This window comes from Sulfitobacter sp., assembly GCF_041552635.1.
Classification (GTDB): domain Bacteria; phylum Pseudomonadota; class Alphaproteobacteria; order Rhodobacterales; family Rhodobacteraceae; genus Sulfitobacter.
In genome coordinates this window covers 1-25,459 of the sequence record NZ_JBFEKM010000043.1, presented here as the reverse complement: position 1 = coordinate 25,459, position 25,459 = coordinate 1, and the positions used below count along the sequence as shown (strand labels likewise).

At 57.5% G+C, this 25,459-nt stretch carries 23 protein-coding genes; 11 read left to right on the top strand and 12 right to left on the bottom strand.

Annotation, left to right across the window (positions count from 1 at the left end):
* Positions 1 to 464: TRAP transporter large permease subunit (locus tag ABYT07_RS07140; protein WP_372990421.1), on the top strand; the 464-nt coding region annotated here is incomplete at its 5' end.
* A gap of 77 nt (positions 465 to 541) precedes the next feature.
* Here ABYT07_RS07140 and ABYT07_RS07135 read toward each other — a convergent pair.
* Both ABYT07_RS07135 and ABYT07_RS07130 read right to left on the bottom strand, forming a co-directional pair.
* Positions 542 to 1,291, bottom strand: coding sequence for a phosphate/phosphite/phosphonate ABC transporter substrate-binding protein (locus ABYT07_RS07135; protein ID WP_372990420.1), 750 nt, complete (start codon positions 1,289 to 1,291; stop codon positions 542 to 544).
* Positions 1,191 to 2,279, bottom strand: a complete 1,089-nt coding sequence (locus ABYT07_RS07130; protein WP_372990419.1) for a fatty acid desaturase — start codon at positions 2,277 to 2,279, stop codon at positions 1,191 to 1,193. The genes ABYT07_RS07135 and ABYT07_RS07130 overlap by 101 nt, the downstream gene beginning before the upstream one ends.
* A gap of 142 nt (positions 2,280 to 2,421) precedes the next feature.
* Between ABYT07_RS07130 and ABYT07_RS07125 the strand changes: the two genes are divergently transcribed.
* On the top strand, positions 2,422 to 3,252 hold the full coding sequence (locus ABYT07_RS07125; protein ID WP_372990418.1) for a helix-turn-helix transcriptional regulator: 831 nt from the start codon (positions 2,422 to 2,424) through the stop codon (positions 3,250 to 3,252).
* 520 nt (positions 3,253 to 3,772) lie between these two features.
* Here the strand turns inward: ABYT07_RS07125 and ABYT07_RS07120 are convergent.
* Positions 3,773 to 5,398, bottom strand: coding sequence for a long-chain fatty acid--CoA ligase (locus ABYT07_RS07120; protein WP_372990417.1), 1,626 nt, complete (start codon positions 5,396 to 5,398; stop codon positions 3,773 to 3,775).
* Between the two features lie 88 nt (positions 5,399 to 5,486).
* On the opposite strand from ABYT07_RS07120, the gene ABYT07_RS07115 reads away from it, so the two are divergent.
* Genes ABYT07_RS07115 through ABYT07_RS07105 form a run of 3 tightly spaced genes read left to right on the top strand, consistent with a single transcriptional unit; the run spans position 5,487 to position 7,713 of the window.
* Positions 5,487 to 5,966 (top strand): acyl-CoA thioesterase, encoded by a 480-nt coding sequence (locus tag ABYT07_RS07115; RefSeq protein ID WP_372990415.1) that lies wholly within the window; start codon positions 5,487 to 5,489, stop codon positions 5,964 to 5,966.
* Between the two features lie 23 nt (positions 5,967 to 5,989).
* Entirely contained in the window at positions 5,990 to 6,436 is a 447-nt protein-coding gene (locus ABYT07_RS07110; protein ID WP_372990414.1) for an N-acetyltransferase family protein, read from the top strand.
* Between the two features lie 20 nt (positions 6,437 to 6,456).
* A complete protein-coding gene (locus ABYT07_RS07105) occupies positions 6,457 to 7,713 on the top strand; it encodes a cation:proton antiporter (RefSeq protein ID WP_372990413.1) in 1,257 nt (418 codons plus the stop codon).
* Positions 7,714 to 7,790: 77 nt separating this feature from the next.
* Here the strand turns inward: ABYT07_RS07105 and pgi are convergent, their stop codons facing one another.
* Genes pgi through zwf form a run of 3 tightly spaced genes read right to left on the bottom strand, consistent with a single transcriptional unit; the run spans position 7,791 to position 11,514 of the window.
* Positions 7,791 to 9,380, bottom strand: coding sequence for a glucose-6-phosphate isomerase (pgi, locus tag ABYT07_RS07100; RefSeq protein WP_372990412.1), 1,590 nt, complete (start codon positions 9,378 to 9,380; stop codon positions 7,791 to 7,793).
* Entirely contained in the window at positions 9,377 to 10,048 is a 672-nt protein-coding gene (gene pgl / locus ABYT07_RS07095; protein WP_372990411.1) for a 6-phosphogluconolactonase, read from the bottom strand. Before pgl ends, pgi begins: the two co-directional genes overlap by 4 nt.
* The gene (gene zwf / locus ABYT07_RS07090) at positions 10,045 to 11,514 is read right to left on the bottom strand and encodes a glucose-6-phosphate dehydrogenase (RefSeq protein ID WP_372990410.1); all 1,470 of its coding nucleotides are present in this window, start codon (positions 11,512 to 11,514) and stop codon (positions 10,045 to 10,047) included. The genes pgl and zwf overlap by 4 nt, the downstream gene beginning before the upstream one ends.
* Before the next feature lie 177 nt (positions 11,515 to 11,691).
* Here zwf and ABYT07_RS07085 point away from each other — a divergent pair, with 177 nt between their 5' ends.
* Positions 11,692 to 12,639 (top strand): radical SAM protein, encoded by a 948-nt coding sequence (locus tag ABYT07_RS07085; RefSeq protein ID WP_372990408.1) that lies wholly within the window; start codon positions 11,692 to 11,694, stop codon positions 12,637 to 12,639.
* A gap of 3 nt (positions 12,640 to 12,642) precedes the next feature.
* Here the strand turns inward: ABYT07_RS07085 and ABYT07_RS07080 are convergent, their stop codons facing one another.
* Positions 12,643 to 13,704, bottom strand: a complete 1,062-nt coding sequence (locus ABYT07_RS07080) for a DUF2855 family protein (RefSeq protein WP_372990406.1) — start codon at positions 13,702 to 13,704, stop codon at positions 12,643 to 12,645.
* Between the two features lie 242 nt (positions 13,705 to 13,946).
* Here ABYT07_RS07080 and gyrA point away from each other — a divergent pair, with 242 nt between their 5' ends.
* A complete protein-coding gene (gyrA, locus tag ABYT07_RS07075; protein WP_372990404.1) occupies positions 13,947 to 16,703 on the top strand; it encodes a DNA gyrase subunit A in 2,757 nt (918 codons plus the stop codon).
* A gap of 170 nt (positions 16,704 to 16,873) precedes the next feature.
* Here the strand turns inward: gyrA and ABYT07_RS07070 are convergent, their stop codons facing one another.
* The 4 genes from ABYT07_RS07070 to ABYT07_RS07055 all read right to left on the bottom strand — a co-directional run bounded on the left by ABYT07_RS07070 (position 16,874) and on the right by ABYT07_RS07055 (position 20,914).
* Positions 16,874 to 17,209, bottom strand: coding sequence for a hypothetical protein (locus ABYT07_RS07070; protein ID WP_372990403.1), 336 nt, complete (start codon positions 17,207 to 17,209; stop codon positions 16,874 to 16,876).
* Positions 17,210 to 17,479: 270 nt separating this feature from the next.
* The gene (locus tag ABYT07_RS07065) at positions 17,480 to 18,955 is read right to left on the bottom strand and encodes a carboxypeptidase M32 (protein ID WP_372990402.1); all 1,476 of its coding nucleotides are present in this window, start codon (positions 18,953 to 18,955) and stop codon (positions 17,480 to 17,482) included.
* Complete coding sequence (gene ctaA / locus ABYT07_RS07060) at positions 18,955 to 20,106, bottom strand: heme A synthase (RefSeq protein ID WP_372990400.1); 1,152 nt, start codon at positions 20,104 to 20,106, stop codon at positions 18,955 to 18,957. The genes ABYT07_RS07065 and ctaA overlap by 1 nt, the downstream gene beginning before the upstream one ends.
* Positions 20,107 to 20,161: 55 nt before the next feature.
* Complete coding sequence (locus tag ABYT07_RS07055; RefSeq protein ID WP_372990399.1) at positions 20,162 to 20,914, bottom strand: RNA methyltransferase; 753 nt, start codon at positions 20,912 to 20,914, stop codon at positions 20,162 to 20,164.
* A gap of 144 nt (positions 20,915 to 21,058) precedes the next feature.
* Between ABYT07_RS07055 and ABYT07_RS07050 the strand changes: the two genes are divergently transcribed.
* On the top strand, positions 21,059 to 21,679 hold the full coding sequence (locus tag ABYT07_RS07050; protein WP_372990398.1) for a thiamine phosphate synthase: 621 nt from the start codon (positions 21,059 to 21,061) through the stop codon (positions 21,677 to 21,679).
* 13 nt (positions 21,680 to 21,692) lie between these two features.
* Here ABYT07_RS07050 and ABYT07_RS07045 read toward each other — a convergent pair whose 3' ends face one another.
* Positions 21,693 to 23,018 (bottom strand): HupE/UreJ family protein, encoded by a 1,326-nt coding sequence (locus tag ABYT07_RS07045; RefSeq protein WP_372990396.1) that lies wholly within the window; start codon positions 23,016 to 23,018, stop codon positions 21,693 to 21,695.
* Here ABYT07_RS07045 and ABYT07_RS07040 point away from each other — a divergent pair.
* From ABYT07_RS07040 to ABYT07_RS07030, 3 genes are all read left to right on the top strand, one after another.
* Positions 23,017 to 23,832, top strand: coding sequence for a DUF4198 domain-containing protein (locus ABYT07_RS07040; protein WP_372990395.1), 816 nt, complete (start codon positions 23,017 to 23,019; stop codon positions 23,830 to 23,832). The two genes, ABYT07_RS07045 and ABYT07_RS07040, sit on opposite strands and share 2 nt — an antisense overlap.
* Before the next feature lie 54 nt (positions 23,833 to 23,886).
* Positions 23,887 to 24,771 (top strand): PfkB family carbohydrate kinase, encoded by an 885-nt coding sequence (locus tag ABYT07_RS07035; RefSeq protein ID WP_372990394.1) that lies wholly within the window; start codon positions 23,887 to 23,889, stop codon positions 24,769 to 24,771.
* Positions 24,768 to 25,459, top strand: a 692-nt coding sequence (locus ABYT07_RS07030) for a pseudouridine-5'-phosphate glycosidase (protein ID WP_372990393.1), incomplete at its 3' end; no start/stop codon positions are given. The genes ABYT07_RS07035 and ABYT07_RS07030, both read left to right, overlap by 4 nt.

The following is a 25,459-nucleotide window of genomic DNA, read 5'->3' as shown; positions in this document are numbered from 1 at the left end:
TGACGGCGATGATCTTTGCGACGATCCTTGCTGCGGGCTTCTTTTCCTTGGTCTTTATAGGCTTGGGTGGCGAAGAGCGTGTCGCGCATCTGCTGGAAAACCTGCCCGGTGGTCCGACGGGTGCCCTGTTGTTCGTGATGCTCTTTGTCTTTGTGCTGGGGTTCTTCCTCGATTTCATCGAGATATCGGTCATCGTCCTGCCGCTGGTTGCCCCGTCGCTGATCGTGATGGGACATGATCCGATCTGGCTGGGCGTGCTTTTGGCGATCAACTTGCAAACCAGCTTTCTGACGCCGCCGTTCGGGTTTTCGCTATTCTACCTGCGCGCGGCAGCCCCCAAGGAAATCACCACCGGACAGATCTATGCTGGTGTGGTGCCCTTTATCGGGTTGCAGGCGGTTGGCATCTTGTTGGTCTGGGCGATGCCATTTTTGGCGACATGGCTGCCAGACGTTCTTTTCTAAAAACGCCGTCGCTTACGAAAGGATGGCAGCCGCCGTCAAGTTATAGTCGGAAACCACGGGCTGTACGGGGTGACATATCACCCCACGCCGGCCTCCTGATCCAAGGATGGATAATCAGCAGGTTGCAAAGGCACGATCCGCTTGATCATCAACGCGTTTTTATGCTCGACCGGCAGCGCGCTCAGGGCTTCGTTGACTGCGGAAAAGACAGCAGCGCCGTCGATGGAAAGGGCGCAAATATACGGCAGGCCGGGCGTCGGGCTGGTCATGGTCAGAACGTCCAATTGATCGGCCACATCGTCATACATCTGGATAAAGCGCCATGTCACAGCGTCAAGGCAGGCGATATCGGCCTGCCCGTTTGCCACGGCCGCCGCAGACCTTCGGTGCGCGCCTGTCTCGACGCGGTTATCTAATTGAAACCCGTACCTTGCGGCCTCGGTCTGTGCTGCGACAAAGCCCGATTGCGACCCCAGTTCGTTGAAAGCAAATCGTGCATCGCCAAACGCCGCCAGATCTGCACGCGCATCCCCGGCCCGCACGACAAAACAGCTGCGGTAATAGCCCGGCGGGCATCCTGTAACGCCGTAATCCGGCGTACCGACCAAGGTAACCTTGTCCTTAAGCGACGTCCGGTAAGGATAGCCACAGGTCTGACTGAGCACCAGCGTGGGGTCGGTCCAGAACGCAATGCCTAGCCCGTTTGGGGTTAGCTGCTTGGGCGCGTCAATGCCCCTCTTTTCCAGACTGGTCCGGATCAGCGCCCAATAGGCCCCATGCGCCCGGGTCAACTCTGGTCGGTCGTACATCGGCAAGCTGGCGAACATCGGCATGATCCTTTTCAACAATATCCATCGTTTCAACAGCAGGTATCGGGAGGATGATGTTCCCCGGATTGCCACGCGCTGACCGCATCAACGGATGTGCAACGGGGTCTTTGACGTGCAAGAAATAAAGCCGGAATATTTCGGCGTAGGACCTGTAGTAATAGGCATCATTGCGGCGCATGAACTCCTCCCGACGGGATTGAAACACAGCTGGTAATTTGTGCCACGCAATCTTGGGGTGGGCATGGTGAACGGAATGGAAGTTGTTGTTCAGAAACAACAGCGCAAGCAGCCCGCGATCTTCGATCACAACGGTTCGGGCCGCAGCCCGTTCGTGGGCGCGGTGTTCCAGAAACGTGCGGATTTTCAAGATCGACATGCCCCCATAGGCCGCCGCCAAAAGCGTCCAGAAAGGCGCGCTTGCCCAGATCGCCCACCACATCCCGACCAGCACCAGCCCCCCAGCATGCAGCACATAAGCCGCCAGCACCCGCGCCTGCCCGCCCAAGATCGCGCGGATATCGTGCACGTAGAAATGCCAAAGCCCAAGGGCGGGACCAACCGTCATCCGCCCGACAAGGGTGTTGTTGAAATCATACAACCGCTTGGCCACGCCCGACAGCCTGTCCCATTTCTGCGGGTCCAGAAAGTTGCTTTCGGGATCGTCATAGGGGTCGGTCAGGTTCGGGTCCTTGTGATGGTCCAGATGGGTATCCCTGAACCTTTGATAAGGCACGAAAATCCCGATGGCGGGAAAGACCAGCACATCGTTCCAGAACTGGTTCTTGAACGGATGCCCGTGCAGTATTTCGTGCTGAAGCGACGCATGAAGTGCCACAAATACCGACAGGATCAAAGCGGTCGCGATCGGCCCCACTGTACTGCTGCCGATGGAAACCGCAGCAAAGCCAAGATAGCACAGGATCAACAGTGCCAGTGTCGGAAGCTCCTCGCGCAGACTGCGCATTGCCTTAATGTAATGGATCAACTCGAGCGTCTTTCATGTTGGTTTGAAAGAAAAATGGCGGATCATGCCCTATGCAGCAATTATGCAAATATATTTTGGAACATGTATTTATGGCGTGTTAACAAGAAAATGTTGTAAAAATACATAGAAGTAGGAAATTCACATGGACAAACGCGTCCTGTCCACTGCCTTTCGGGAACGGTTCCGCCAACTTGTTGACGCGGAAAAGGAAAACCTGCCCCGATTTTTGTCGGATACGGGCATAGACCGATCCGCGCTTAGCCAGTTTCTGGACCCCAAGCATGATCGTTTGCCGCGTGCGGAAACCTTGCGGCGCATCGCAGAAACCAGCGGTGTTTCTGTTGACTGGTTGCTGTGCCTTGAGAACGCACAACAAGGGCGGCTGGAAATGACGCCAAGCAGCCAGCTTGAGAGCGAGGCAGGCACGGACGGGAAAGCGCCGCTTGATCAATGGCATCTAGAGGCAGCGGGCCACAAGCTGCGCTATGTCCCTTCAACGTTGCCAGATATGCTAAGCCTGTCGGACGTCACCCCCGAAGAGCGCGACGCCACTGATGCCCGTGGCGGCGGGGTTGAGAACGTGCTGAAAGGTGTCGATCTTGACGACAGGGACATAGAGATCGCGATGCCGCTTCAGACCCTGCAAGACCTCTCTGCCGGATCGGGTCTTTGGCGCGATACGTCGCGGGACATTCGCATCCGTCAGTTGCGCCACATGGCCCAGCTATGTGCCGCAAGCTATCCGTCGGTCCGGCTGCATCTTTACGACGGCAGCAAGATATTCTCTGCCCCGTTTACGGTTTTTGGACGGATGCGTGCGGCCGTCTATTTGGGGGACGCCTATCTGTCTCTGACCAGCGTTGATCAGATCAAATTTTTCACCAAGCGCTTCGATCATTTGGTCAGGCAATCGGTTGTTGCGCCCGACACGGTCCATGAAACGCTCAACGGATTGGCGCAGCGCGTTGCGTGATCTAAGACGAGTTAAGCATCATCTGCCGGGCAAGCACAAAACCGGACCAAGCCACCGCGCGCGTCGGGTTCAAACTTACCAGCCAAGCAGTTCGTTCAAAGCTTTGCATCCCTACCGGTTGCCTGCAAAAGCGCCGAACAGCGGTGCTAACTGCGCAAGATCAGCGCGGCAAATGGCGTGACCGATCATAATAACAAAAAGCTAACAAAATTAATTGGACTTGTCTGGGATATCCTGAGACGGTCCCGAATATTAACGATTATTTTTTTCCGACATCACGATTTAATTCCGACAGCCCAATTTTCATGGCGGCACATCATGTCTCTTTCTTCTATTCGTTTCTTTAAGCGCATTCCTTGCATTTTTTCTTATCATCGGTGGCGCAAAAGCCAATCAATGCCCGAAGAAGTCTGCAAATACTGTGGAAAACGGCGTCAGTCATTCATGTGAGGCGCTGTCGGCGTCACACAGCTGAACGCGAGCGCTCCGGGCCTGGTGAAACAGACCCGGAGCAAAAGGCTTAGCCGTTGATCAACACTTCGCCAAAGTCTTCACGCAAATTCCGCTTGAGCACTTTACCGGTCGCATTGCGCGGCAACACGTCTGTGAACACCACGCAGTCAGGGATCTGCCATTTTGCGATTTTACCTTCGAAATGGCTCAGGATTTCCTCTTGGCTGGGGTCTTCGCCCTCGACCTTGACGGCGATCAGGATCGGCCGTTCGTCCCATTTTACATGGCGCGCGCCGATGACGGCTGCATCAGACAGCTTGGGATGCGAGATCGCGATATTCTCAAGCTCGACCGAGCTGATCCATTCGCCGCCGGATTTGATGATGTCCTTGGAGCGGTCGCGGATCGTGACATAGCCATCAGCGTCCATTGTCGCCACATCGCCCGTGTCGAACCAGCCGTCCTTGGTCAGCGTTTCATCGCGGGTTTTGCGGAAATAGGCATCTAGAATCCAATAACCCTTGGTGACCAGATCACCTTGGGTTTTGCCGTCATGGGCAACGGGATTGCCCGCATCATCCAGAATTTCAAGCTCAACCCCGTAGACAGGCCGGCCCTGATTTTCGCGCAGCTTGTGCTGTTCTGCCTCTGGCAGGTCCAGATGTTTCGCCAAGGGCTGGTTGATGCTGCCCACCGGTGACATTTCGGTCATGCCCCAAGCATGGATTGTCTCGACCCCGTAGTCCTCGCGGAAAGTGGCCATCATCGACGGTGGACAGGCTGACCCGCCCACAACGGTCCGCTTGAGGCTGGCCAATGTGCTGCCGCTCTTTTTGGCTTCGCCCAGCAGACCCAACCAGATCGTCGGCACACCAAGCGCCAGCGTGATCTTGTATTTGTCGATCAAACCCACCAGCGACGGGCCATCCAGACCGGGGCCAGGCATCACCATACGCGCACCCACCATGGCGCAGGCATAGGGCGCGCCCCATGCATTGACGTGGAACATCGGCACAACGGGCAGCACGACTTCTTTGGCGGAAATCCCGATGCTGTCGGCAAGGTTGATGCCAAAGCTGTGCAAAACGGTTGAGCGGTGGGAATACAGCACGCCCTTGGGGTTGCCCGTGGTGCCGGACGTATAGCACAAGCTTGAGGCCGTGTTTTCGTCCAACTCGGGCCAAACGAATTCAGGATCGCCACTGGCAACCAGTTCGTCATAGAACTTGAGACCCGGAATCTGCTTGGCGGCTTCGGCGTCGGTACCTTCCATCAGCACGACGTGGTCAAGATGATCGAGCTTGTCGAGGATCGCCGCGATCAGGGGCACAAAGGTCTTGTCGATAAACAGCACCTTATCTTCGGCGTGGTTCAGAATATAAACCAGCTGTTCAGGGAACAGACGCGGATTGATCGTGTGGCAGACGAAACCGCCGCCCGACGCGCCAAAGTAAATCTCAAGATGGCGACGGTTGTTCCATGCGATCGTGCCGCAGCGCGCCTGTGGTTCCAGACCAAGGTTGGTCAACGCAGACGCCAATGCGCGCGAATTGCGGCCCACTTGCCCCCAGCTGGTTTCCTCGACACCGCCACCGGTGTTGACCGAATAGATTTCTCCCGCTGGGTGATACCGTTGCGCGTGTTCGATCAAGCTAGAGATCGTCAGCGATTTATTCATCATTTGGCCAAGCATGGCGCATCCTCCCGATTGTCATTCGCCGACACCCTGTACAATCCAACCCCCTCTTGCAAGCATGCAAACACATGCTTACGCAGGGTGAATGAAACTTGTTTACCACACACCACTTAACGCCGATCAGCAACGCGATGCCGGGCTGACTGACCCCCAACCTTTGGCGATGGCCGATCAGGTCCGGTTTTCAGATCTGGACACCAATAAGCACGTCAACAACTGCACCTATTTCGAATGGTTCGAACGGCTGCGCATCCGCTATACGCAGTCGCTTGTTGAACAAGGGTTGATGGAGGCACCGGGCCCCAAAGTCGTTATCCGGTCTGGTTCAATCCGCTATTTGCATGAACTGCTTGAACGCGAAGATTACATCGTGACCTGCCGCTGCACCGGTTTTCGCAACACATCCTATAGCCTAAGCCAGCAGGTCTGGGTCGGCGGCCAATTGCGCGCGACCTTTGACTGCGTGCTGGTCTTGCTGGACCGCGAAGGATCAGGTCGGTTCGCCCTGCCCGACCGCCTGAAACGCCATTTTGAAACCCATGACAAGGCAACCGCCGACAGCTGACCCGCACCGGAAAGGAATTAGAGATGACAATCACCACACGCCCTCTGTCCCCTTCGGATCGCGCCGACTGGGAAGAGTTGTTCGCGGGATATGCCGCGTTTTACAAGGTCGACCAAACGCCTGAAATGCGCGAAACCGTGTTTGAATGGCTGATGGATGACAGCCACAGCAGCAATTGCATCGTGGCCGAAGACGCGTCAGGCAAGGTCATCGGAATAACCCACTACCGCCCCTTTGTCAGTCAGTTGCGCGCGATCACCAATTGTTTTCTGGATGATCTGTTCGTTGATCCTGCCGCGCGCGGGTCTGGTGCTGCCCAAGCCTTGATCGGCGCAGTGAAATCCGTGGCGCAAGAAAAAGGCTGGGGCACCGTGCGTTGGATCACCGCCGAAGACAACTATCGCGGGCGCGCGGTTTATGACAAGCTGGCCACCCGCACCCCTTGGGTCACCTACGACATCAAGCTTTAGACCCAACAGAAAGACCCGCTATGACCGTCCTGCAAATCGCTTCGCTTTTGATCGTCATGGCCGGAGGGTTCGGGGCCATCAATTACTTGTTTCTCAAACTGCCCTCCTCTATCGGGATTCTGGTGGTTGCGCTGATTGCGTCATTTGGGCTGTTGGGCCTTGATCTGATCTGGCCCGGTTTGGCCATTGCCGACACTGTGCGCGGGGTCGTCACAGGGATCGACTTTTCCGAGGCACTGCTTGAGGGCATGTTGGGCCTGTTGCTATTTGCCGGTGCGCTGCATGTAAAAACCTCGGATCTTCGGCGGGAATGGGGGGTTGTAGCCCTGATGGCGACGCTTGGTGTGGCGCTGTCGACGGCCGTGGTGGGGTTTGGTTTTTCATGGCTGACGGGCATGCCGTTGCTGACCGCGCTGGTGTTCGGCGCACTGATTTCACCCACTGATCCGGTTGCTGTGCTGGGTGTCCTGCGCGAGGCGGATTTGCCAAAATCGCTGGAAACCAAGATTGCGGGCGAAAGCCTGTTCAACGACGGCGTCGGCTATGTTGTGTTCCTGATTTTGGTCGGGCTGGCCTTTCCGGCGCTAGACGGGCACGGGCCAGATGGTGATCCCGTTCTGGCTGCCGCGCAGTTGTTTTTCCAAGAGGCCGTGGGCGGTGCCGTACTGGGGTTGGTTCTGGGCTGGCTGACCTTTCGCGTGATGCGCCGGATCAACGACTATTCGCTTGAGGTGTTGCTGACGCTGGGACTGGCCTTTGGCGGCTATGAACTGGCCGTGGCGCTGCATGTATCCGCCCCCATCATGGCGGTCTGTGCAGGGCTTTTGATTGGCGACGTCGGCACCGCGCGCGGCATGTCCGAGGAAACGCGGCGTTATGTCGATGCGTTCTGGAAGCTGATCGACGAGATTTTAAACGCGGTTCTGTTCTTGATGATCGGGTTCGAGGTATTTGCAATCGCCTTTGATGGCGACATGTTCCTGACTGGGATGGCAGCCATCATTCTGGCCCTGCTGGGAAGATTGCTGGCGGTGGCCATTCCCATCGGCATGCTGCACCCGTTTCGCAATTTCAATCAAGGTGTGATCCCGATCATGACTTGGGGTGGGCTGAAGGGAGGGATTTCGGTCGCTTTGGCTTTGTCCTTGCCCGAGGGGGAATGGAAGCCGCTGATCCTGACCTGCACCTATATTGTCGTAGTATTTTCGATCATCGTGCAGGGTCTGACGGTTGCCAAATTGGCCAACCGCGTGGGGCGGAATCCAAATCTGGTTTGAGTCCTTTCGAGACGAATGAGGGGCGCTGCCCCTCAAACTCCCCGGAGTTTATTTGGCAAAATGAAGCGGGTAGCGGGTTAGTCGGCGTGTTTTGCGATGAAGGCGACAAGGGCGGCGGTCGAGCCGTCTTTGCCGGTGGCAGGTTTGGACCCGTCGACAATGGGTTGCAGTGATGTGGCGAGTTCTTTGCCCAGTTCCACGCCCCATTGGTCGTAGGAGTTAATACCAAGGATCACCCCTTCGACGAACACGCGATGTTCGTAGAGCGCGATGATCTGGCCCAGCGTGAACGGGTCAAGTAGCGGATAGCTGAGGGTTGTTGACGGGCGATTGCCGGGGAACACACGGTGGCGCGCCTGACGGTCCAGTTCGGCCCCGGTGAGCCCTTTGGCGGCCATGATTTCAGATGCTTCTTGCAAGCTGCGTCCGCACATCAGGGCTTCGGACTGGGCAAGGCAGTTGGCGATCAGCAGTTTATGGTGATGGACCAGTTCGGGTTCGTGGCTGTTGGCCGCGATCAGGAATTCACAAGGGATCACACGGGTGCCTTGGTGGATCAGCTGGTAGAACGCATGTTGGCCGTTTGTGCCCGGCGCGCCCCAGACAACGGGGCCTGTGTGGTACGGTGCGGTGGTGCCGTCCATTTGCGTGGATTTGCCGTTCGATTCCATTTCAAGCTGTTGCAGATAATCAGGCAATTGCCCCAGACGTTGATCATAGGGCAGCACGGCGCGGGTGGCGTAGCCGCAAATCTGGTTGTGCCAGATGCCGACAAGCGCCAGCAGCATCGGCATATTTTCGTGGGGTGCCGCGGCGCAAAAGTGGCGGTCCATCGATTGCGCGCCCCGCAGGAACGCGTGAAAGGCGCGCGGGCCGGTGGCGATCATCAGGGACAGGCCGATGGGCCCCCAGACGGAATAGCGCCCGCCGACCCAGTCTTCGAACCCAAAGACCTGCGCAGGATTAATCCCGAACGCATCGGTTTTGTCTTGGGCGGTGCTAAGCGCCGCGAATTGGTGCGCAGGATCGCCGCCGTGTTCGGTCATCCATGCGCGCGCGGTGCGGGCGTTGGTCATAGTTTCAATCGTGGTAAAGGTTTTGGATGCAACGATCACCAAGGTAGTTTTCGCATTAAGCCCCCGCAGCGTATCGGCAATATGCGCGCCATCGACGTTCGACACGAAATGGCAGCGCGGCCCGTCATGGTACGGCGACAATGCCTGAACGGCCATCGCGGGGCCAAGGTCGGACCCGCCGATGCCGATATTGACGACATCTGTGATGTCACTGCCACGAATTTTATCGGCAAAGTCGCGCATACGGTCAAGCGTGGCCAGAATGTCAGGCATGACATCCACGCCATCGACCATCACCGGACCACCATCCAGATTGCGCAAGGCAGTGTGCAACACGGCGCGGCCTTCGGTTTCATTGATCTTGTCACCCGCGAACATCGCATCACGGCGGGCCTGTACATCACCCCCTTCGATCAACGCCAGCAGTGCATCCATCGTGTCCCGGTCGAGGTTTGTTTTCGAAAAATCAAACAACATGTCGCCGGTTTGCGCACTAAAGGTTGCCGCACGGTCGACATCTTCAAACAAGGACAGGATCGAGCGGCCTTTAACCGCCTCTTGCATCGCCCTCAGGTCGTCGAATTTTGTCATGCTGCCCAATGGACTACCGCCTCTTGTAATATCGCGCCGATGGGGGCCTCAAGGACCGGCAAAGTCAATGCCTGATCCAGCGCTGCGCGTTTTTCGTCACCGAATATGATCACATGTTTTGACATCGCACCGTCGATCACAGGTCTGGAAAGTGTAATACGACCAATATCTTGTCCTGCGACGTTAATGGGGCACACTGCAGGCGCATCATCAGCCATCGCAGCTGCCAGCCCGTCCGATCCGGGAAAAAGAGATGCCGTGTGCATGTCGCCGCCCATGCCCAGAACCAGCACGGATATCGGCAGGTGCCGGGCAACGGTTTGCGACAATTGCTCGGACGCTTCGGCTGCGGTTAAGCCATCAACATAGAACGGCGTGAACCCGGCAGCTGCGGCGGGGCCAACCAGCAGACGCTGCCGCAAAAGCCCTGCATTCGACATCTCGTGATCCGGCGCGACCCAGCGTTCATCAGTCAGCATGACCTGCACACGCGACCAATCAAGGCTGGCCGCGCTCAGGCTGTCAAAAATCGGCCCCGGTGTCGTACCGCCAGGCACGGCCAAGCTGACGCTGTCATGGCTCAGCAGCGCATTTTTCAGCTCGCCCGCCAGAATATTGGCGACGTCCAACGCAAGAACGTCCCGATCTGCGTATTCAATCAGTTTCATGCAGAAAGCTCCCGCCATTTGCGGTTGTCACGCCGCATCAATTCGTTTGAATCAGTGGGGCCGTCAGACCCGCTGTCATAGGGTTTCGGCACGTCATTGCGTGCTTCCCAACCTTGAATGATCGGATCGGTCCAAGCCCATGCGGCCTCGACCTCGTCTCCGCGCATGAACAGGGTCTGGTTACCACGGATCACGTCCATGATCAGCCGCTCATAGGCATCGACATGTTCGGACCCGTCAGGCCCAAGCGCCTCGGCAAAGGTCATATCCAGCGGCACATCGATCAGACGCATACCGCCCGGCCCGGGTTCCTTGATCGTCACGCCAAGGGTAATGCCCTCGTTCGGTTGCAACCTGATCGACAGCACATTGCGGTGGCGGCCAGCATCTTCGGTAAAGATTGAATGCGGCGTTTCCTTGAAGACAACCGTAATCTCAGAGGAGCGCGCAGCCATCCGTTTGCCGGTGCGCAGATAGAACGGCGTTCCGGCCCACCGCCAGTTGCTGATGTGGGTCTTGAGCGCGACAAAGCTTTCTGTGCGCGACCGCGGATCGTCAACTGCAGTGCGATAGCCGGGATGTTCAGTTTCATTGCAGGGTTCGGCCTGATATTGACCGCGCACGATGTGGTGCGGCATAACTGGGTCAAGCGCGCGGATGACCTTTAGCTTTTCATCGCGCACGGCATCGGGGTCGAACCGTGCAGGTGGTTCCATCGCGATCAGACACAGCAGTTGCATCAGGTGGTTTTGGACCATATCGCGCATCGCACCGGATTTATCGTAATATTCGCCCCTACCCCCGACACCCACGGTTTCGGCAACCGTGATCTGGATATGATCAACGTACTGGCTGTTCCAAAGGGGTTCAAACAGCATGTTGCCAAAGCGTACAGCCATCAGGTTTTGCACGGTTTCCTTGCCCAGATAATGGTCGATCCGGTAAATCTGGCTTTCGTCGAAATATTTGGCCAACGTGGCATTCAAGGTGCGGGCGGTTGCCAGATCGCGGCCAAAGGGTTTTTCAACGACGATCCGGCTGCGTGCATCCGCCATGCCCCATTGCTGCAACCGTTCCGCCAAATCCCCGAAAAGCGCGGGCGACACCGAGAAATAATACGCCTCGACCCGGTCGGTGCCTGCCATCAACGCTTGCAGTTCGGCCCAGCCGTCTGTGCCTTTGGCGTCAATCGCCACATATTCCAGACAGGTCAGAAATGCGTCAAGCTGGCCCTCTTCATGGTCGAAACCAGTGTTGAATTCTGCAATCGCCTCGGCAACCATCTCACGGTAGCCAGCACCGTCCATGTCGGTACGCGCAGCCCCGACGATACGGGCGTTTTCGGGCATCTGTCCGGAACAAAAGCGGCGAAACAATCCCGGCAGGATTTTGCGCCGGGCCAGATCCCCGGTGCCTCCGAAGATTACCAGGTCGAACGGATCGACAGGAATAACGCGTGAGACCATGGTGCAACTCCTTGCTGCACAGATACAGCTTTTGCGGCATTTATATCAATGTTAGCGCAAACATACATATATTCCTGCGCTTCACAAGTCTGTGCGAAAGAATACACAGGGTTTTCTTGGTTTTACCATTCGCTTAGACAAAGAAAATTCCACGGACCAACTAAGGGCGAATTGTTGATGAAAGATTTTGCACAGGCCAACGCAGGTAAATTCGAAAATCCTTTGGTCACGGCCAAGGGCGAAGACCGTGCGACCGTAAGGCTGAGCAACCCGCAGACGTTGTGGTTTAACACGGGCACATTGTGCAATATCGAATGCGTGAACTGTTATATTGAATCCAGCCCCACCAATGACGCGTTGGTCTATATCACTGCTGACGAGGTGCGCGATTATCTGGAACAGATCACAGCGCGCGCATGGCCGGTGACAGAAATTGCCTTTACCGGCGGTGAACCCTTTATGAACCCGCAGATGATCGAGATCACAGAGGCATCGTTGGCGGCTGGCTATGACGTGTTGATTCTGACAAATGCGATGCGGCCGATGATGCGCAAACCGGTTCTTGCAGGGCTGAAGCGGTTGAACGCCGCCTACCCCGGAAAACTGACGTTGCGCATTTCGGTCGATCATTACCGCGCTGACTTGCACGATGCTGAACGCGGCGAAGGTGCCCTTGCCAAGACAATTACCGGCATGGAATGGTTGCGCGATAACGGCATTCGCATGGCGGTTGCAGGACGGTCGGTTTTCGAAGACAGCGACGCCGACAGCCGCGCAGGCTATGGTGCGTTTTACGCGCAGCACGGATTTGCGATTGATGCCAATGATCCGGGCATGACCGTGCTGTTTCCCGAGATGGACGAAACCATCGAAGTCCCTGAAATTACAAAGGCTTGCTGGAGCATCTTAAACAAGTCACCTGATGCGGTGATGTGTTCAAGTTCGCGCATGGTGGTCAAACGTAAGGGCGCTGAAAAGCCCGCCGTTCTGGCCTGCACGCTGCTGCCCTACAGCCCGGAATTCGAACTGGGCAACAGCTTGGAAGAGGCCGAGAAAGACGTGGCGCTGAACCACCCCCATTGTGCAAAGTTCTGCGTATTGGGCGGGGCCAGCTGTTCGGCCTAGACCTTAGGGACGAATGATAAATCCGTGCTTCGGGTCAGCCTGCCCGCTGGCCAAGGCCTGATAGACCGGTTCAGAGGCTGCGACGCCATCTTGCACCTGAAGGGTCAACCATTCAGCGGCATCGCTAGCGATCCGTTTCCATGCGGCTGTGATCTGCTTTTCGATCACGCCCGGTCCCCAGTCGGCACGGCGCTTGGCGACTTGGGCGGGGGCGAAAAAGAATTCCGGCTTGGGTCCGGCCAGCTTTTGCGCGGGCGCAAAGCGGTCCCAATGGCTTAGCCCCACCGCGGCGGAGTGTTTAAGCTGATTATCCAGATGGTCATGCAGCCGCGCCTTGACGTCGCTGTTGCCGGACATATCCACATAGACCGACGGCACCCGCGCGATATCGCTGATCTGGTCATAGGTCAGCACGCTGTCGCAGGTGCCAAGTGATTGGACAAATTCGCGGTTCCCATCAGATGTCAGACCGACGATCTTATAGGTCCGGCCCTTTGGCTCTGCCAGATAACGGCACAGGCCCAAGCCGGTTTTCGACGAGGCAGAGCCAATGATAACCTGATCCGCCCCGAACATCGCGTTGTCTTGCAGCCAGTCGCACAACAGATAGGACGTAGCCAGCAGCGGTTGCAGCAAGGCGCGAAGGTGGTCGTCTTGCGCTGCTGCCGACCGCACCGGCGTGTACTGATTGTAAATCAACGGCAATTTCGCACGGTGCGGGGCGGCGTCGATGAAACCACCCTGCGCGGATTGGGGCGTTATCACCAATTCCTCGGCCATGGGGTAAAAGCCGTAAAGCCGTGCGCCAATCTCAAGCGCGTCGCTGCGGGTCTCGACCACCTCGGCGGTGCCCCAGACCGGCACGATGCCCCAACCGTCAACGCCACTGGGGAAAAACTGCCAATAGCCAATATCAAACCCCGCCGCCGCATAGGTCACGTTGTTCGCGGTCAGCGCAAAGCTTTCCAGCTTGAGCCGCGCTTGGCCTTGGGCAAGCGGCGCGCTGTCCACCACATCAAGCCGTGTTTGCGGGATCGATTTTTGATTGACCAATATGCGCTGCATTGCGTGTTCTCCTGACTTGTGTTGCCGCGACCCTAACCTGCTTTGACATGATTGGCGCAAGATTCTGCGTCTGACGTTACGCGACGCAAAAGCAGGCCGAATTAGTCTGCAATAAAATCAATAGGTTGCGGATTTAGCCAGATTCTACACGCCCAGCAAAGCCTACAGGCATTGCACCCTATCTACCCCGTCTGCTATACAAAACCGCAATATATAGAACCAGCAAGAGCTAGGCAAATCACGTGAATGACACGCCAGAAACCCCTGAAAACGATGATGAAATTCCGGCTGCGCGCCCCGTTTACGATGGCCCGTCGGTTACCATCGAACACGAGATGCGCACATCCTATCTGGATTATGCCATGTCGGTCATCGTTTCCCGCGCGATCCCTGACCTTCGGGATGGCTTGAAACCGGTTCACCGCCGCATCATTTATTCGATGTATGAAAAAGGCATCACCCACGACAAAACCTACCGTAAATCCGCTAAATCTGTCGGCGACGTGATGGGCTCATATCACCCGCATGGCGACAGCGCGATTTACGACGCATTGGTGCGTATGGCGCAGGATTTTTCGATGTCGCTGCCGCTGGTTGACGGTCAGGGCAACTTTGGCTCCATGGATGGCGATAGTGCGGCTGCGATGCGCTATACGGAATCGCGCCTTGATAAGGTCGCGTCGTTCATGACCAGCGATCTGGACAAGGAAACCGTTAACTTCATCGACAATTATGATGGCAAGGAACGTGAACCGACCGTCTTGCCCGCGCGTTTCCCCAACATGCTGGTCAACGGCGCGGGCGGTATTGCTGTGGGTATGGCCACCAATATTCCGCCCCACAACCTTGGCGAAGTCATTGACGCCTGTCAGGCGCTGATCGAAAACCCTGATCTGACCTCGGAAGAGCTGATCGAATATATCCCCGGCCCTGATTTCCCCACTGGTGGCATCATGCTGGGCCGTGCCGGTGCACGCAAAGCCTATCTTGAGGGCCGTGGCAGCGTCATCATGCGCGCCAAAACCCGTGTCGAAGAGATCCGCAAAGACCGCTTTGCCATCGTCATCGACGAAATCTGCTATCAGGTAAACAAGGCGTCGATGATCGAAAAGATCGCCGAACAGGTCCGCGAGAAAAAGATCGAAGGCATCGCCCACGTTCAGGACGAATCCGACCGTAACGGCGTGCGCGTCGTGATCGAGCTGAAGCGCGATGCGACAGCCGAAGTGGTGATGAACCAGCTGTACCGTTACACGCCCATGCAAACCTATTTCGGCTGTAACATGCTGGCCCTGAACGGCGGCCGCCCCGAACAGCTGACCCTGCGCAAGTTCTTGACCTATTTCATCGATTTCCGCGAAGATGTCGTGGCACGGCGCACGGCATTCTTGCTGCGCAAGGCCCGTGAACGCAGCCATATCCTGTGTGGTTTGGCCGTGGCTGTCACCAACATTGACGAAGTCGTGGCCACCATCCGGTCCTCCGCCGATGCTGCGGAAGCCCGTGAAAAGCTGATGACGCGCCGCTGGCCTGCGGAATCGATTTTGCCCTATATCGCGCTGATCGACGATCCGACCCATACGGCCAATGACGACGGCACGTATAACCTCTCCGAGGCACAGGCCCGCGCCATTCTGGAACTGCGCTTGCAGCGTCTGACCCAGATCGGCGTCAAAGAAGTCACCGACGAGTTGGAAGAACTGGCCAAGAAGATCAAGGAATACCTTGAGATTCTGGGATCACGCGAGCGGATCATGGGCATCATCTCGGACGAGCTGAAAGAAGTCCGGGACCTGTTTGCCGTTCCGCGCCGCACCGAGATCGTGGATTGGTCCGGTGACATGGACGACGAAGATCTGATCGCACGCGAAGACATGGTCGTGACCGTCACATCTGGCGGCTATATCAAACGCACACCCTTGGTCGATTTCCGCAGCCAGCGTCGCGGCGGCAAAGGTGTGTCGGGGATGCAGACCAAAGAAGAAGACGTGGTCACCACCCTTTTCGTCGCCAATACCCACACGCAGCTGTTGTTCTTTACGACCGACGGCATGGTTTACAAGCTGAAGACATGGCGTTTGCCGCAAGGCAGCCGCACATCCAAAGGCAAGGCGATCGTCAACATCCTGCCGATCCCTGTTGGGGTTTCCATCGCGGCCATCATGCCCGTTGATCGGGACGAGGCCGAGTGGGACGACTTGCAGGTTGTATTCGCCACCTCGGCAGGGACCGTGCGGCGCAACAAGCTGTCGGATTTCACCAACGTCATGCGCAACGGCAAGATCGCGATGAAGTTCGAAGATGACCACGCCGAAACAACGTTGATCAACGCACGCATCGCATCAAATGATGACGATGTGATGCTGGTGACAAACTCTGGCCGGGCGATCCGTTTCCCGGCGACGGATGTGCGGGTTTTCAACAGCCGCGCATCCGTGGGTGTACGCGGCATCAAGCTGAGCGGCGACGACAAGGTCGTGTCGATGTCGATCATCCGTCACTTTGATGCGACATCGGATGAACGGTCCGCCTATCTCAAGATGCGTCGTGCGGTTGCTGGTCTTGCCGATGATGCCGACGCGCCCGCCGATGACGAAGAGGTCAACGCAAACGCGACGATTTCGCAAGAACGCTATGCCGAGATGTCAGCCGCCGAAAACCTGCTGCTGACGATCAGCGAAAAAGGGTCTGGAAAACTGTCGTCGAGCCATGATTATCCCGTGCGCGGTCGTGGCGGTTTGGGTGTGACGGCGATGGACAAGGCGATGCGCGGTGGCGATATCGTGGCATCCTTCCCAGTTGAAATGGATGACCAGATCATGCTGGCCACGTCGAAAGGCCAATCCATTCGTGTGCCGGTTCAGGGGATTTCGTTCCGCTCGCGCAGCGCCGGTGGCGTAAAGGTGTTTGACACTGGCAAAGGCGAAGTCGTGGTCAGCGTTGCCTGGATTGCCGATCAAGGTGACGATGTGATCGAAGAAGGTGCAGAAGAAGTCTGATACCTTTCCAGTCCGGCCCCATTAGAAAAAAAGCCGCTTTGCGATCAGCAAGGCGGCTTTTTCTTTGAGTTGACTGATCTGCTGGTGCAGAATTAGCGGCTACATCCCACATGAAAAAAGCGCCCCAAAAGGGCGCTTTCAACATCGACTAACAGATCTGAAGTATCAGATTAGTTGGTGCCGTTGGTACCGTTTGTACCGTTTGTTTCGTCGTCGTTGCCCGACGCGAGAGCTGCAACCGCAACGATTGCAAGGCCAGCGCCAGCTGCAGTGCCAGCACCAACGCCAGCGAACCCAGCTGCGGCGGCATTCGCTGCGTTAATGCAGTTGTATGTGCCACCAGTCAAAGGCGAGCAAGCATATGTGATGCCGTTGGCACCAACAACTTGAACGGGGTATCCAGCGATACCGGTTTCGCCGCCAACTTGAGTTGCGGTTGTAACCTGCGCAGATGCTGCACCGGCTGTCATCAAAAGCGCGGCGGCGAGGGCTGTGAAACGTGTCATAATCTAATCTCCAGATTTCGATAACATTATCTTAAATTCGATATCGCATATCCGTAAGGCAATAGCAAATAACTTGATAGCCCCTTTCCCAAGAGATACCTCATATTTTTAAAGGGTCCGCGCGACTTATTTCCAATTTTAGACTTCAAATGGGGCTAGTTTTTTAGATTCACCTCAATCTTTGCGCGAAAAAATTAGGCGAAACTCTACCGTATTCGGCTTTTTGGCTGGGGCAAGCGCCATGCACATGCCCCAGCCAATGCAGATTTTCTAGATTTCGTATAGATCGCTGAACTTTTTGGTTAGATATCCCAATAGCGGTGCTTCGCTCGGGGTTTTGCCAATCGCGCGCGCCATCAAGTCGCGCGGTTGATACAACCCGCCGTGGTTTTGCACCGCGTGGCGCAACCATTCGGTCGCGTGCGACGTGTCGCCCTGTGCCAACTGCGCATCAAGCTCCGGTTGATCTCGGCGCAATGCTTCGTGCAGACATCCGGCATAGACATTGCCCAGCGAATAGGTAGGAAAATAGCCGAACAAGCCCACGGACCAATGCACATCCTGCAAAACCCCGTTGGACGGTTTGTCTACCGCATAGCCGAAATCGGCCTTGAAACGGTCGTTCCAAGCGGCCTCAAGATCATCGACCTGCAAGTCGCCGCCCATCAAGGCACGCTCAAGATCAAAGCGCAAAAGCACATGCAGGTTATATTGCAGCTCGTCTGCCTCGGTGCGGATAAACCCGTCTGACACGCGGTTCACGATGCGATAGAACATATCCTCATCTGCCACGCCGAAATCACCGAACGCATCCCGCATTTGGCCGTACAGCCAGCCCGAAAAGGCGCGGCTGCGGCCAAGCTGGTTCTCGTAAATCCGGCTTTGGCTTTCGTGCACACCCATCGACACGCCCGCGCCTAGCGGCGTCAGCAGATAATCCTGATTGATGGCCTGCTCGTAACACGCATGGCCAACCTCGTGAATTGTCGAATAAAAACAATTGAATGGGTCGATTTCATTGGTGCGCGTTGTTATCCGCACATCAAGGCCTGACCCGCTCGAGAACGGATGCACAGCCTTGTCGACCCGTCCCTTGCTCATGTCATAACCAAAGGTCTTAGCCAGTTGCCGCGTCATCTTCATCTGGGCAGATTCGTCAAACGTACCGGTCAGCTGTGGCGGCGCTTCAGCACCGCGCACGGCCTCGCGCAAGCGGGTCAATTCCGGGCGCAACGCCCCAAACATCGCTTCAAGCTCGGCTCCGGTGGCACCGGGTTCATAATCATCCAGCATCGCATCATAGATGTCGCCGCCCGCTGCCAGCGCCATGCCTTCCTCGCGCTTGAGGGTGATAACTTCGGACAACGTCGGTGCGAAGGCTTTGAAATCATCCGCCGCGCGCGCTTCGGCCCATATGCCCTGCGCCTCGGATGTGACCCGCGCAATCCGCGATGCCAAGGACGCTGGCACTTTGCTGGCGCGCGCATGGCTGCGGCGGATGTGGCGCAACTGCGCGCTGCCCGCGTCGTCCAAATGGCCCTCGTCGATCATCTCAAGCCAATCGGCGATGCGCGGGTCGACGCGACGACCATGCAGCACTGATTCCATGGCGGCCATTTCCTCGCCCCGCTGCGCGGCAGCACCGCGCGGCATCATGGTTTCCTGATCCCATCCCAGACGCCCTGCGACCTGCGCCAATGCTTCGGTTTCGCGTTGGAACGCCATCAGATCATCAAAAGCAGTCATTATATTTTTCCTCTCAGGGAAGTTGGGATAGGAAAGCCAGACAGGAACCGCGCCCGCAGGATAAGGACCCACAGCACCACAGCCAGCACCTGATGCCAGATGGCGATGTGCACCGGGGCCGCGTTCAGGACGGTGACAATTCCCAAGACGATCTGCCCCGCCATGGCCAACATCATCATATTGAACGCAGTGCGTGTTTTCGGGTGTGCCGACTTGCGCCCCCGCAGCCAAACGACAATGGCGAATGCAAACAGAAGATAGCCTGCCATCCGGTGCATGAACTGCACAAGCCCCGGATTTTCAAAGAAATTCCGCCATATTGGCGCAATGTTAAACGCATCAGGCGGAAAGAACTGCCCCTGCATCATCGGCCAATCAACAAAGTACCGCCCCGCATCAATGCCCGCGACCAGCGCGCCCAGCAAGATTTGCAGGAACGCAAAATGCAACAACCCCGTAGACATGCCAAACAGCTTGGCCTCTTTGGCGCGACGCGCCTGCATCAGGTCTTTCTCGGGGCGGCCCAACATCAGCGCATACCATGTGATAAAACCAAGGATCACGAAAGCCAGCCCCAGATGCGTGGCAAGCCTATAGCTGGCCACGTCCAAAATCGCCTCGCCCGTGGTGACGCCCGAAGACACCATCCACCAGCCGATTGCACCTTGCAGGCCACCAAGCCCGCCCAGCAACAACAAGCGCCCTGTCCATCCGGTCGGAATCTGACGGCGCAGCAAGAACCAGAAGAACCCGATCGCCCAAACCAACCCGATCACGCGGCCCAGCTGGCGATGACCCCATTCCCACCAGTAGATCAGTTTGAAATCGCTCAACTGCATCCAGGAGTTTTGCACCTTAAATTCGTCGATTTCTTGGTACTTTGCGAATTCGGACTGCCAGTCTGCCTCGTTCAGCGGCGGCATAGCGCCAGTGAAGGGCTTCCATTCGGTGATGCTAAGCCCACTATCCGTCAATCGTGTCAGACCACCCACGGCGATCATCACGAACACCAGCGTGAACAACATGAACAGCCAGACGCGGATGGCACCACGTGCGCCCCCCCGACCCCGATCAATCACTCCGGTATTTGCGACAGGGCGGGCAGCTTGTGCATCGCCCACTTCCTCAAAAAGCTTACGTTTCTCGGCCATGGTGCCTCTTGTCTGCTAGGTTTGGTGCAGAAATAGGTCACACAAGCCCAAAGGTCTAGCCGCGCTCTTTCCAGCGTACCATCTGTCGCAGGGTGCCGTGCAACATTTGCACATCAGCGCGCGTCAACGGCAGACGCGACCACATATTGCGCAGATTGATCTTCATGCTTGTGGCTTTGTGCTCGGGATAGAAAAATCCCGCTACATCCAGCCGTTCTTCGAAATGCCGCGCCAGATGTTCGATCTCGCTGTTATCCGCCCAGTTGGTTCCGGCCATTTCGACCTGCTGGGGGATCACTTCGGATTGCGCGCGCATCCACTCATACCCCATCAACAAAACACATTGCGCAAGGTTCAGCGATGCAAACTCAGGGTTCACCGGCACGGATACAATCGCATTGGCCCGTGCGATATCGTCGTTTTCAAGCCCCGCACGTTCCGGCCCGAACATCACCGCAACCCGCTGGCCTTGGGCAATCAACTCGGCCGCCTTGGCCATCGCCGCTTCGGGGCTGTACACTGGCTTGGTCAAATCCCGATCGCGTGCCGTCGTTGCAAACACAAACGCCGCGTCCCCCAATGACCCGGCCAGATCATCATAAACGACCGCCTCGTCCAGCAGCCGCCCTGCCCCCGACGCCATCGCCACAGCCGACGGGTTCGGCCAGCCGTCGCGTGGTGCGACGATGCGCATCCGGTCCAGCCCGAAATTCCACATCGCACGCGCCGCAGCGCCGATATTCTCGCCCATTTGCGGACGCACCAACACAAAAGCCGGTATCTTGGGGTTCTCTACAGTATCATTCATGCCCGCCTCTTACCCGCGCGGCAGCCCTCTCACAAGAACGGCCCGTGCTTCCAAATGGTAAAAAATCTCCGCCGGAGGCATAAAAGTTTTTCTTTCCCCGTCGTATCCGTTAATTGACGGCAACATTGCAAAGGACAGCCCGTCATGGAAACGCCAGATCAGCCACAGCTTTACCTTATCACGCCACCCGAGTTTGAGCTGGAAACCTTTCCGCAAACATTGGCCCGCGTTCTTGATACCCAACCCATCGCTTGCGTGCGCCTGGCGCTCAGCACCCGCGACGAAGACGTGGTGCTGCGCGCAGCAGACGCCTTGCGCGAAATCACCGATGCGCGTGACATTGCCATGGTCATTGCCGATCACACATTGCTGGCCGAACGCATCGGGTTGGACGGCGTGCACCTGACCGACGCGGCGCGTTCGGTCCGTCATGCCCGCAAGACACTGGGCGATGACGCCATCGTTGGCAGCTATTGCGCAGGGTCGCGTCATGATGGCATGGCCGCAGGCGAAGCAGGCGCGGATTACGTCAGCTTTGGTCCCGTGCGCCCCAGTGCACTGGACGACGGATCCCATGCGGAACTCGATCTGTTCCAGTGGTGGTCAGAGGTGATCGAAGTGCCCTGCGTCGCCGAAGGCGGTCTGGACGAGGCTTTGATCCGCACCCTCACCCCCTTTACCGACTTTTTTGGTATCGGGGATGAGATCTGGACATCGGACGACCCGGTGCAAGCCTTGGCGACCCTTGTCGCGGCCATGAAGTAAACTCAGGCGGGTGTTATAGAAACACCCGCTCGATGAACCAATACGCCCCGACCAGTGCGATTCCGACCGAAGCCGGGATCGCCACAAAGCGGCGGTAAGGTTCGGCAGTCTGGCGGAACTGTACCGACAGGAAACAACCGGTAAAGACCAAGGCCAGCGGTACCAAGAACAATGGTACAGGTGCCTCCAACGCAGTGGCGACAGACGGCATCGGCACAAAACACAGCGCCAAGGCAACGACCGCCAAGCCGACGTAAAGCGATTTTGCCGCCTGCTGGCCGCCTTCGCCCCGCGCCACCCGCAGCGCTTGCCAGACGCACAACGCCATGATCGCGATAACCGTCAGCTGGCCGATCTCGACCCCGACGTTAAAGCCGATCAGTGCCGGAATGAACTGGTCATCCGGCAGGCCGAATTCGCCCAGAACCGATGCAAAACCCAACCCGTGCAACAAGCCGAAACCGAAAATCACAAAGGGCCGCCAACGACTTAACCCCGAGCTAAAGATATTTTCGACCGCAACATAGACGATAGAGGCCGCGATCAACGGCTCAACAATCGACCCAGGCACAGTCACCAGACCAAGCGCGCCAAGCGCCAGCGTGACCGTATGCGCCGCAGTGAACGCTGACACCTGCCAGATCAGCGGCTTTAGGTGCGTGGACAAAAAGAACAGGCCCAACACGAACAAGATGTGGTCCAGCCCCTTGGGCAGGATGTGATCAAATCCAACGGGGATATAGGTCAGAAACGCCTGCCATGCAGTTTCCTGCCCGCCGCCTGCCAACTCGATTTCGGGGCTTTGCGTGCCCCCCTCGAGATATCCGGTATAGGGTTCTTCGACGCCCTGTTGGCGCAAGACCATGGCACCGGACCCGGCAGGCCACGCCACCACGACCCCGCGCGCATCGGTTGGCACCTGCCCGCGCAGCACCCATTCCGAAATCCGAGGCAGCTCTGCGTTCACATCTTCGGGAACGGTGACCGATACGGTTTCCAGATTTACCGGCTCGCCATCCACCCGCAGCAAGGGCGCGGCGTTCCACGCGGCCAGCAACTCTGGCACCCGCGCGGCAATCTCGTCGGCTGACAACGCCCGCAGACTGTCATAATCGCCTGCGTTTTCAGCATCATTCGTATCTTCGACAACATCCAGATCAATGCCCGACAACTGCGCCTCAAGGTTAATGCGCAGCGAAATATCGGCAACACCCTCGGCCACAGTCAAATCCGCGATGGTGGGCACGACTTCATGCGCGCGGGCGGCACCGGTCACGACACTTGACAAAAGCAGCGCATAGGCCAGCTTTAGCATTACTTCATATAAGGTGTTTCTCATGTTTCTGTCCCGTCTTGCACTCGTTACATCCCTTGGTTTCGCAGCATTCCCAGCCGCTTCACATGAATTCTGGCTCGAAGCTCGGGAATATCAAGTACAGCCCGGTGCCGAATTGGCAACCAACATTAAGAACGGCCAGATATTCGAGGGCACCAACCTGGCGTATTTCGCCAACCGCACCGACCGTTTTGATCTGACATTTGAAGGAAAAACCTTGCCGTATCAGGCGCGCATGGGCGATTCGCCAGCGCTGCAAATGGCTGCACCGCGCCGCGACGGTTTACTGATCATCGCCCACGAGGCTTCGGCGTCATCATTGACCTATAAAGACTGGGAAACCTTTGTTGGCTTTACTGAACACAAAGACTTCAAAACGGCAGTCGCCGAACATCTTGCCGCTGGCTACCCCCAAGACAAGGTGCGCGAGCGCTATACCCGCCACTCCAAAGCCCTGATCGCAATTGGTGACGGAAACGGCAGCGACACCGAACTGGGCCTTGAAACAGAAATTATCGCACTGAAAAATCCCTATGACGCCGGTTTTGCCGATATGATGGAAGTGTTGGTGACCTATGAGGGCGCACCGCGCGCTGATGTTCAGGTCGAAGTCTATGAGAAAAGCGTCGAGAAAGAAGCCGCCGTCACGATCTACCGTACTGATGATGCGGGCCATGCTACCTTTCCGGTGACCCCCGGCATGACCTATCTGGTGGATTCAGTCGTCCTGCGCCCTGCACCGGACGTGGGCGAAACCGACACCAGTCCGCACTGGGAAAGCCTTTGGGCATCGCTGACATTTGCTGTTCCGCAATAAGGCCACCCGCATCGCCACTTGCGTCCAGCCATCGGTCTGGGCAGAACGGGCCTTATGACAGATCAACCAGATATTCTTTGCATCGGCTCGGTCCTGTGGGACATCATCGGCCGAAGCGACAGCACAATGCGCCAAGGGTCCGACATGCCGGGCCGCATCACCCGCCTGCCCGGTGGTGTGGCGTTGAACATCGCCATGGCGCTGGCGCGGTTCGGGTTGGCACCCGCGCTGATCAGTGCTGTGGGTCGCGACACCGAAGGCGATGAGCTGATCGCCGCGTGCCAGCTGCGCGGGCTGCACACCGATCACATCTACCGCTCGGAGGATCTGCCGACCGACCAGTATATGGCGGTCGAAGGCACGAACGGCCTGATCGCCGCCATCGCCGATGCCCATTCGCTCGAGGCCGCTGGTGACAAGATCCTGCGCCCGTTTACCGACGGATCGCTGGCCAGCCCTTACGCTGGTGCTGTGGCACTGGATGGCAATCTTACCCTTGATCTGCTGTCAGAAATGGCGCGCAGCCCGCTGTTGGCGCAGGCCGATCTGCGGGTCGCCCCCGCAAGCCCCGGCAAGGCACTGCGGCTAAGCCCGTTTATTCAGGCCAAACGCGGCACGCTTTATGTCAACCTCGAAGAGGCAGGCCTGCTGTGTCAGGCCAGCTTTGAGACCTCGCCAGAGGCCGCCGCAGGGCTGTTGAGCCGTGGTGCGGTGCGTGCGGTTGTGACTGATGGCGGAAATCCCGCAACGGTCGCCGACCAGTCAGGTCTGATCACGCAAACCCCGCCGGCTGTCCTTGTGACCCGCGTCACCGGCGCAGGCGATACTTTTATGGCAGCGCATATCGCTGCCGAAATTCACGGGGCCGCACCGGATGCTGCCCTGACCCAAGCGCTGGCCGCTGCCGCGCAATATGTTTCCGGAGAAACCAAAATATGATCCCCCTGCACCGTTCTGCCGAAGTTACCGCCGCACAGGCCGCTGGCACACCCGTCGTCGCCCTTGAAAGCACGATCATCACACATGGCATGCCCTATCCGCAAAATCTCGAGGTGGCGCGGCTGGTCGAAGCCGACGTGCGCGCCGCTGGTGCTACACCTGCGACCATTGCCGTCATTGATGGCAATCTGCACATCGGCCTTGAGGATGCGCAGCTTGTCGCGCTTGCCCAAGCATCAGGCGTCGCCAAACTGTCGCGCGCCGATATGGCCGCGTGCATCGCAACCGGCGGCACCGGTGCCACTACGGTTGCCGCCACCATGATCGCAGCGCATCTGGCTGGCATCGCGGTCTTTGCGACGGGCGGTATCGGCGGTGTGCACAAAGGGGCCGAAGACAGCTTTGATATCTCGGCCGACCTGCTTGAGCTTGCCCAAACCCACGTGACTGTTGTTGCGGCGGGCGCAAAGGCCATTCTAGACGTGCCAAAGACCCTCGAAGTGTTGGAAACCCACGGCGTTCCTGTGATTACATATCGCCAAGACAGCTTTCCCGCGTTCTGGAGCAGCACCTCGCCGTTGCAATCGCCCTTGCGCATGGATGATCCTGCACAGATTGCCGCCGCGCACAAAACCCGCGCGCTGCTGGGCCTGCCGGGCGGACAGCTGGTGGCCAACCCGATCCCTGC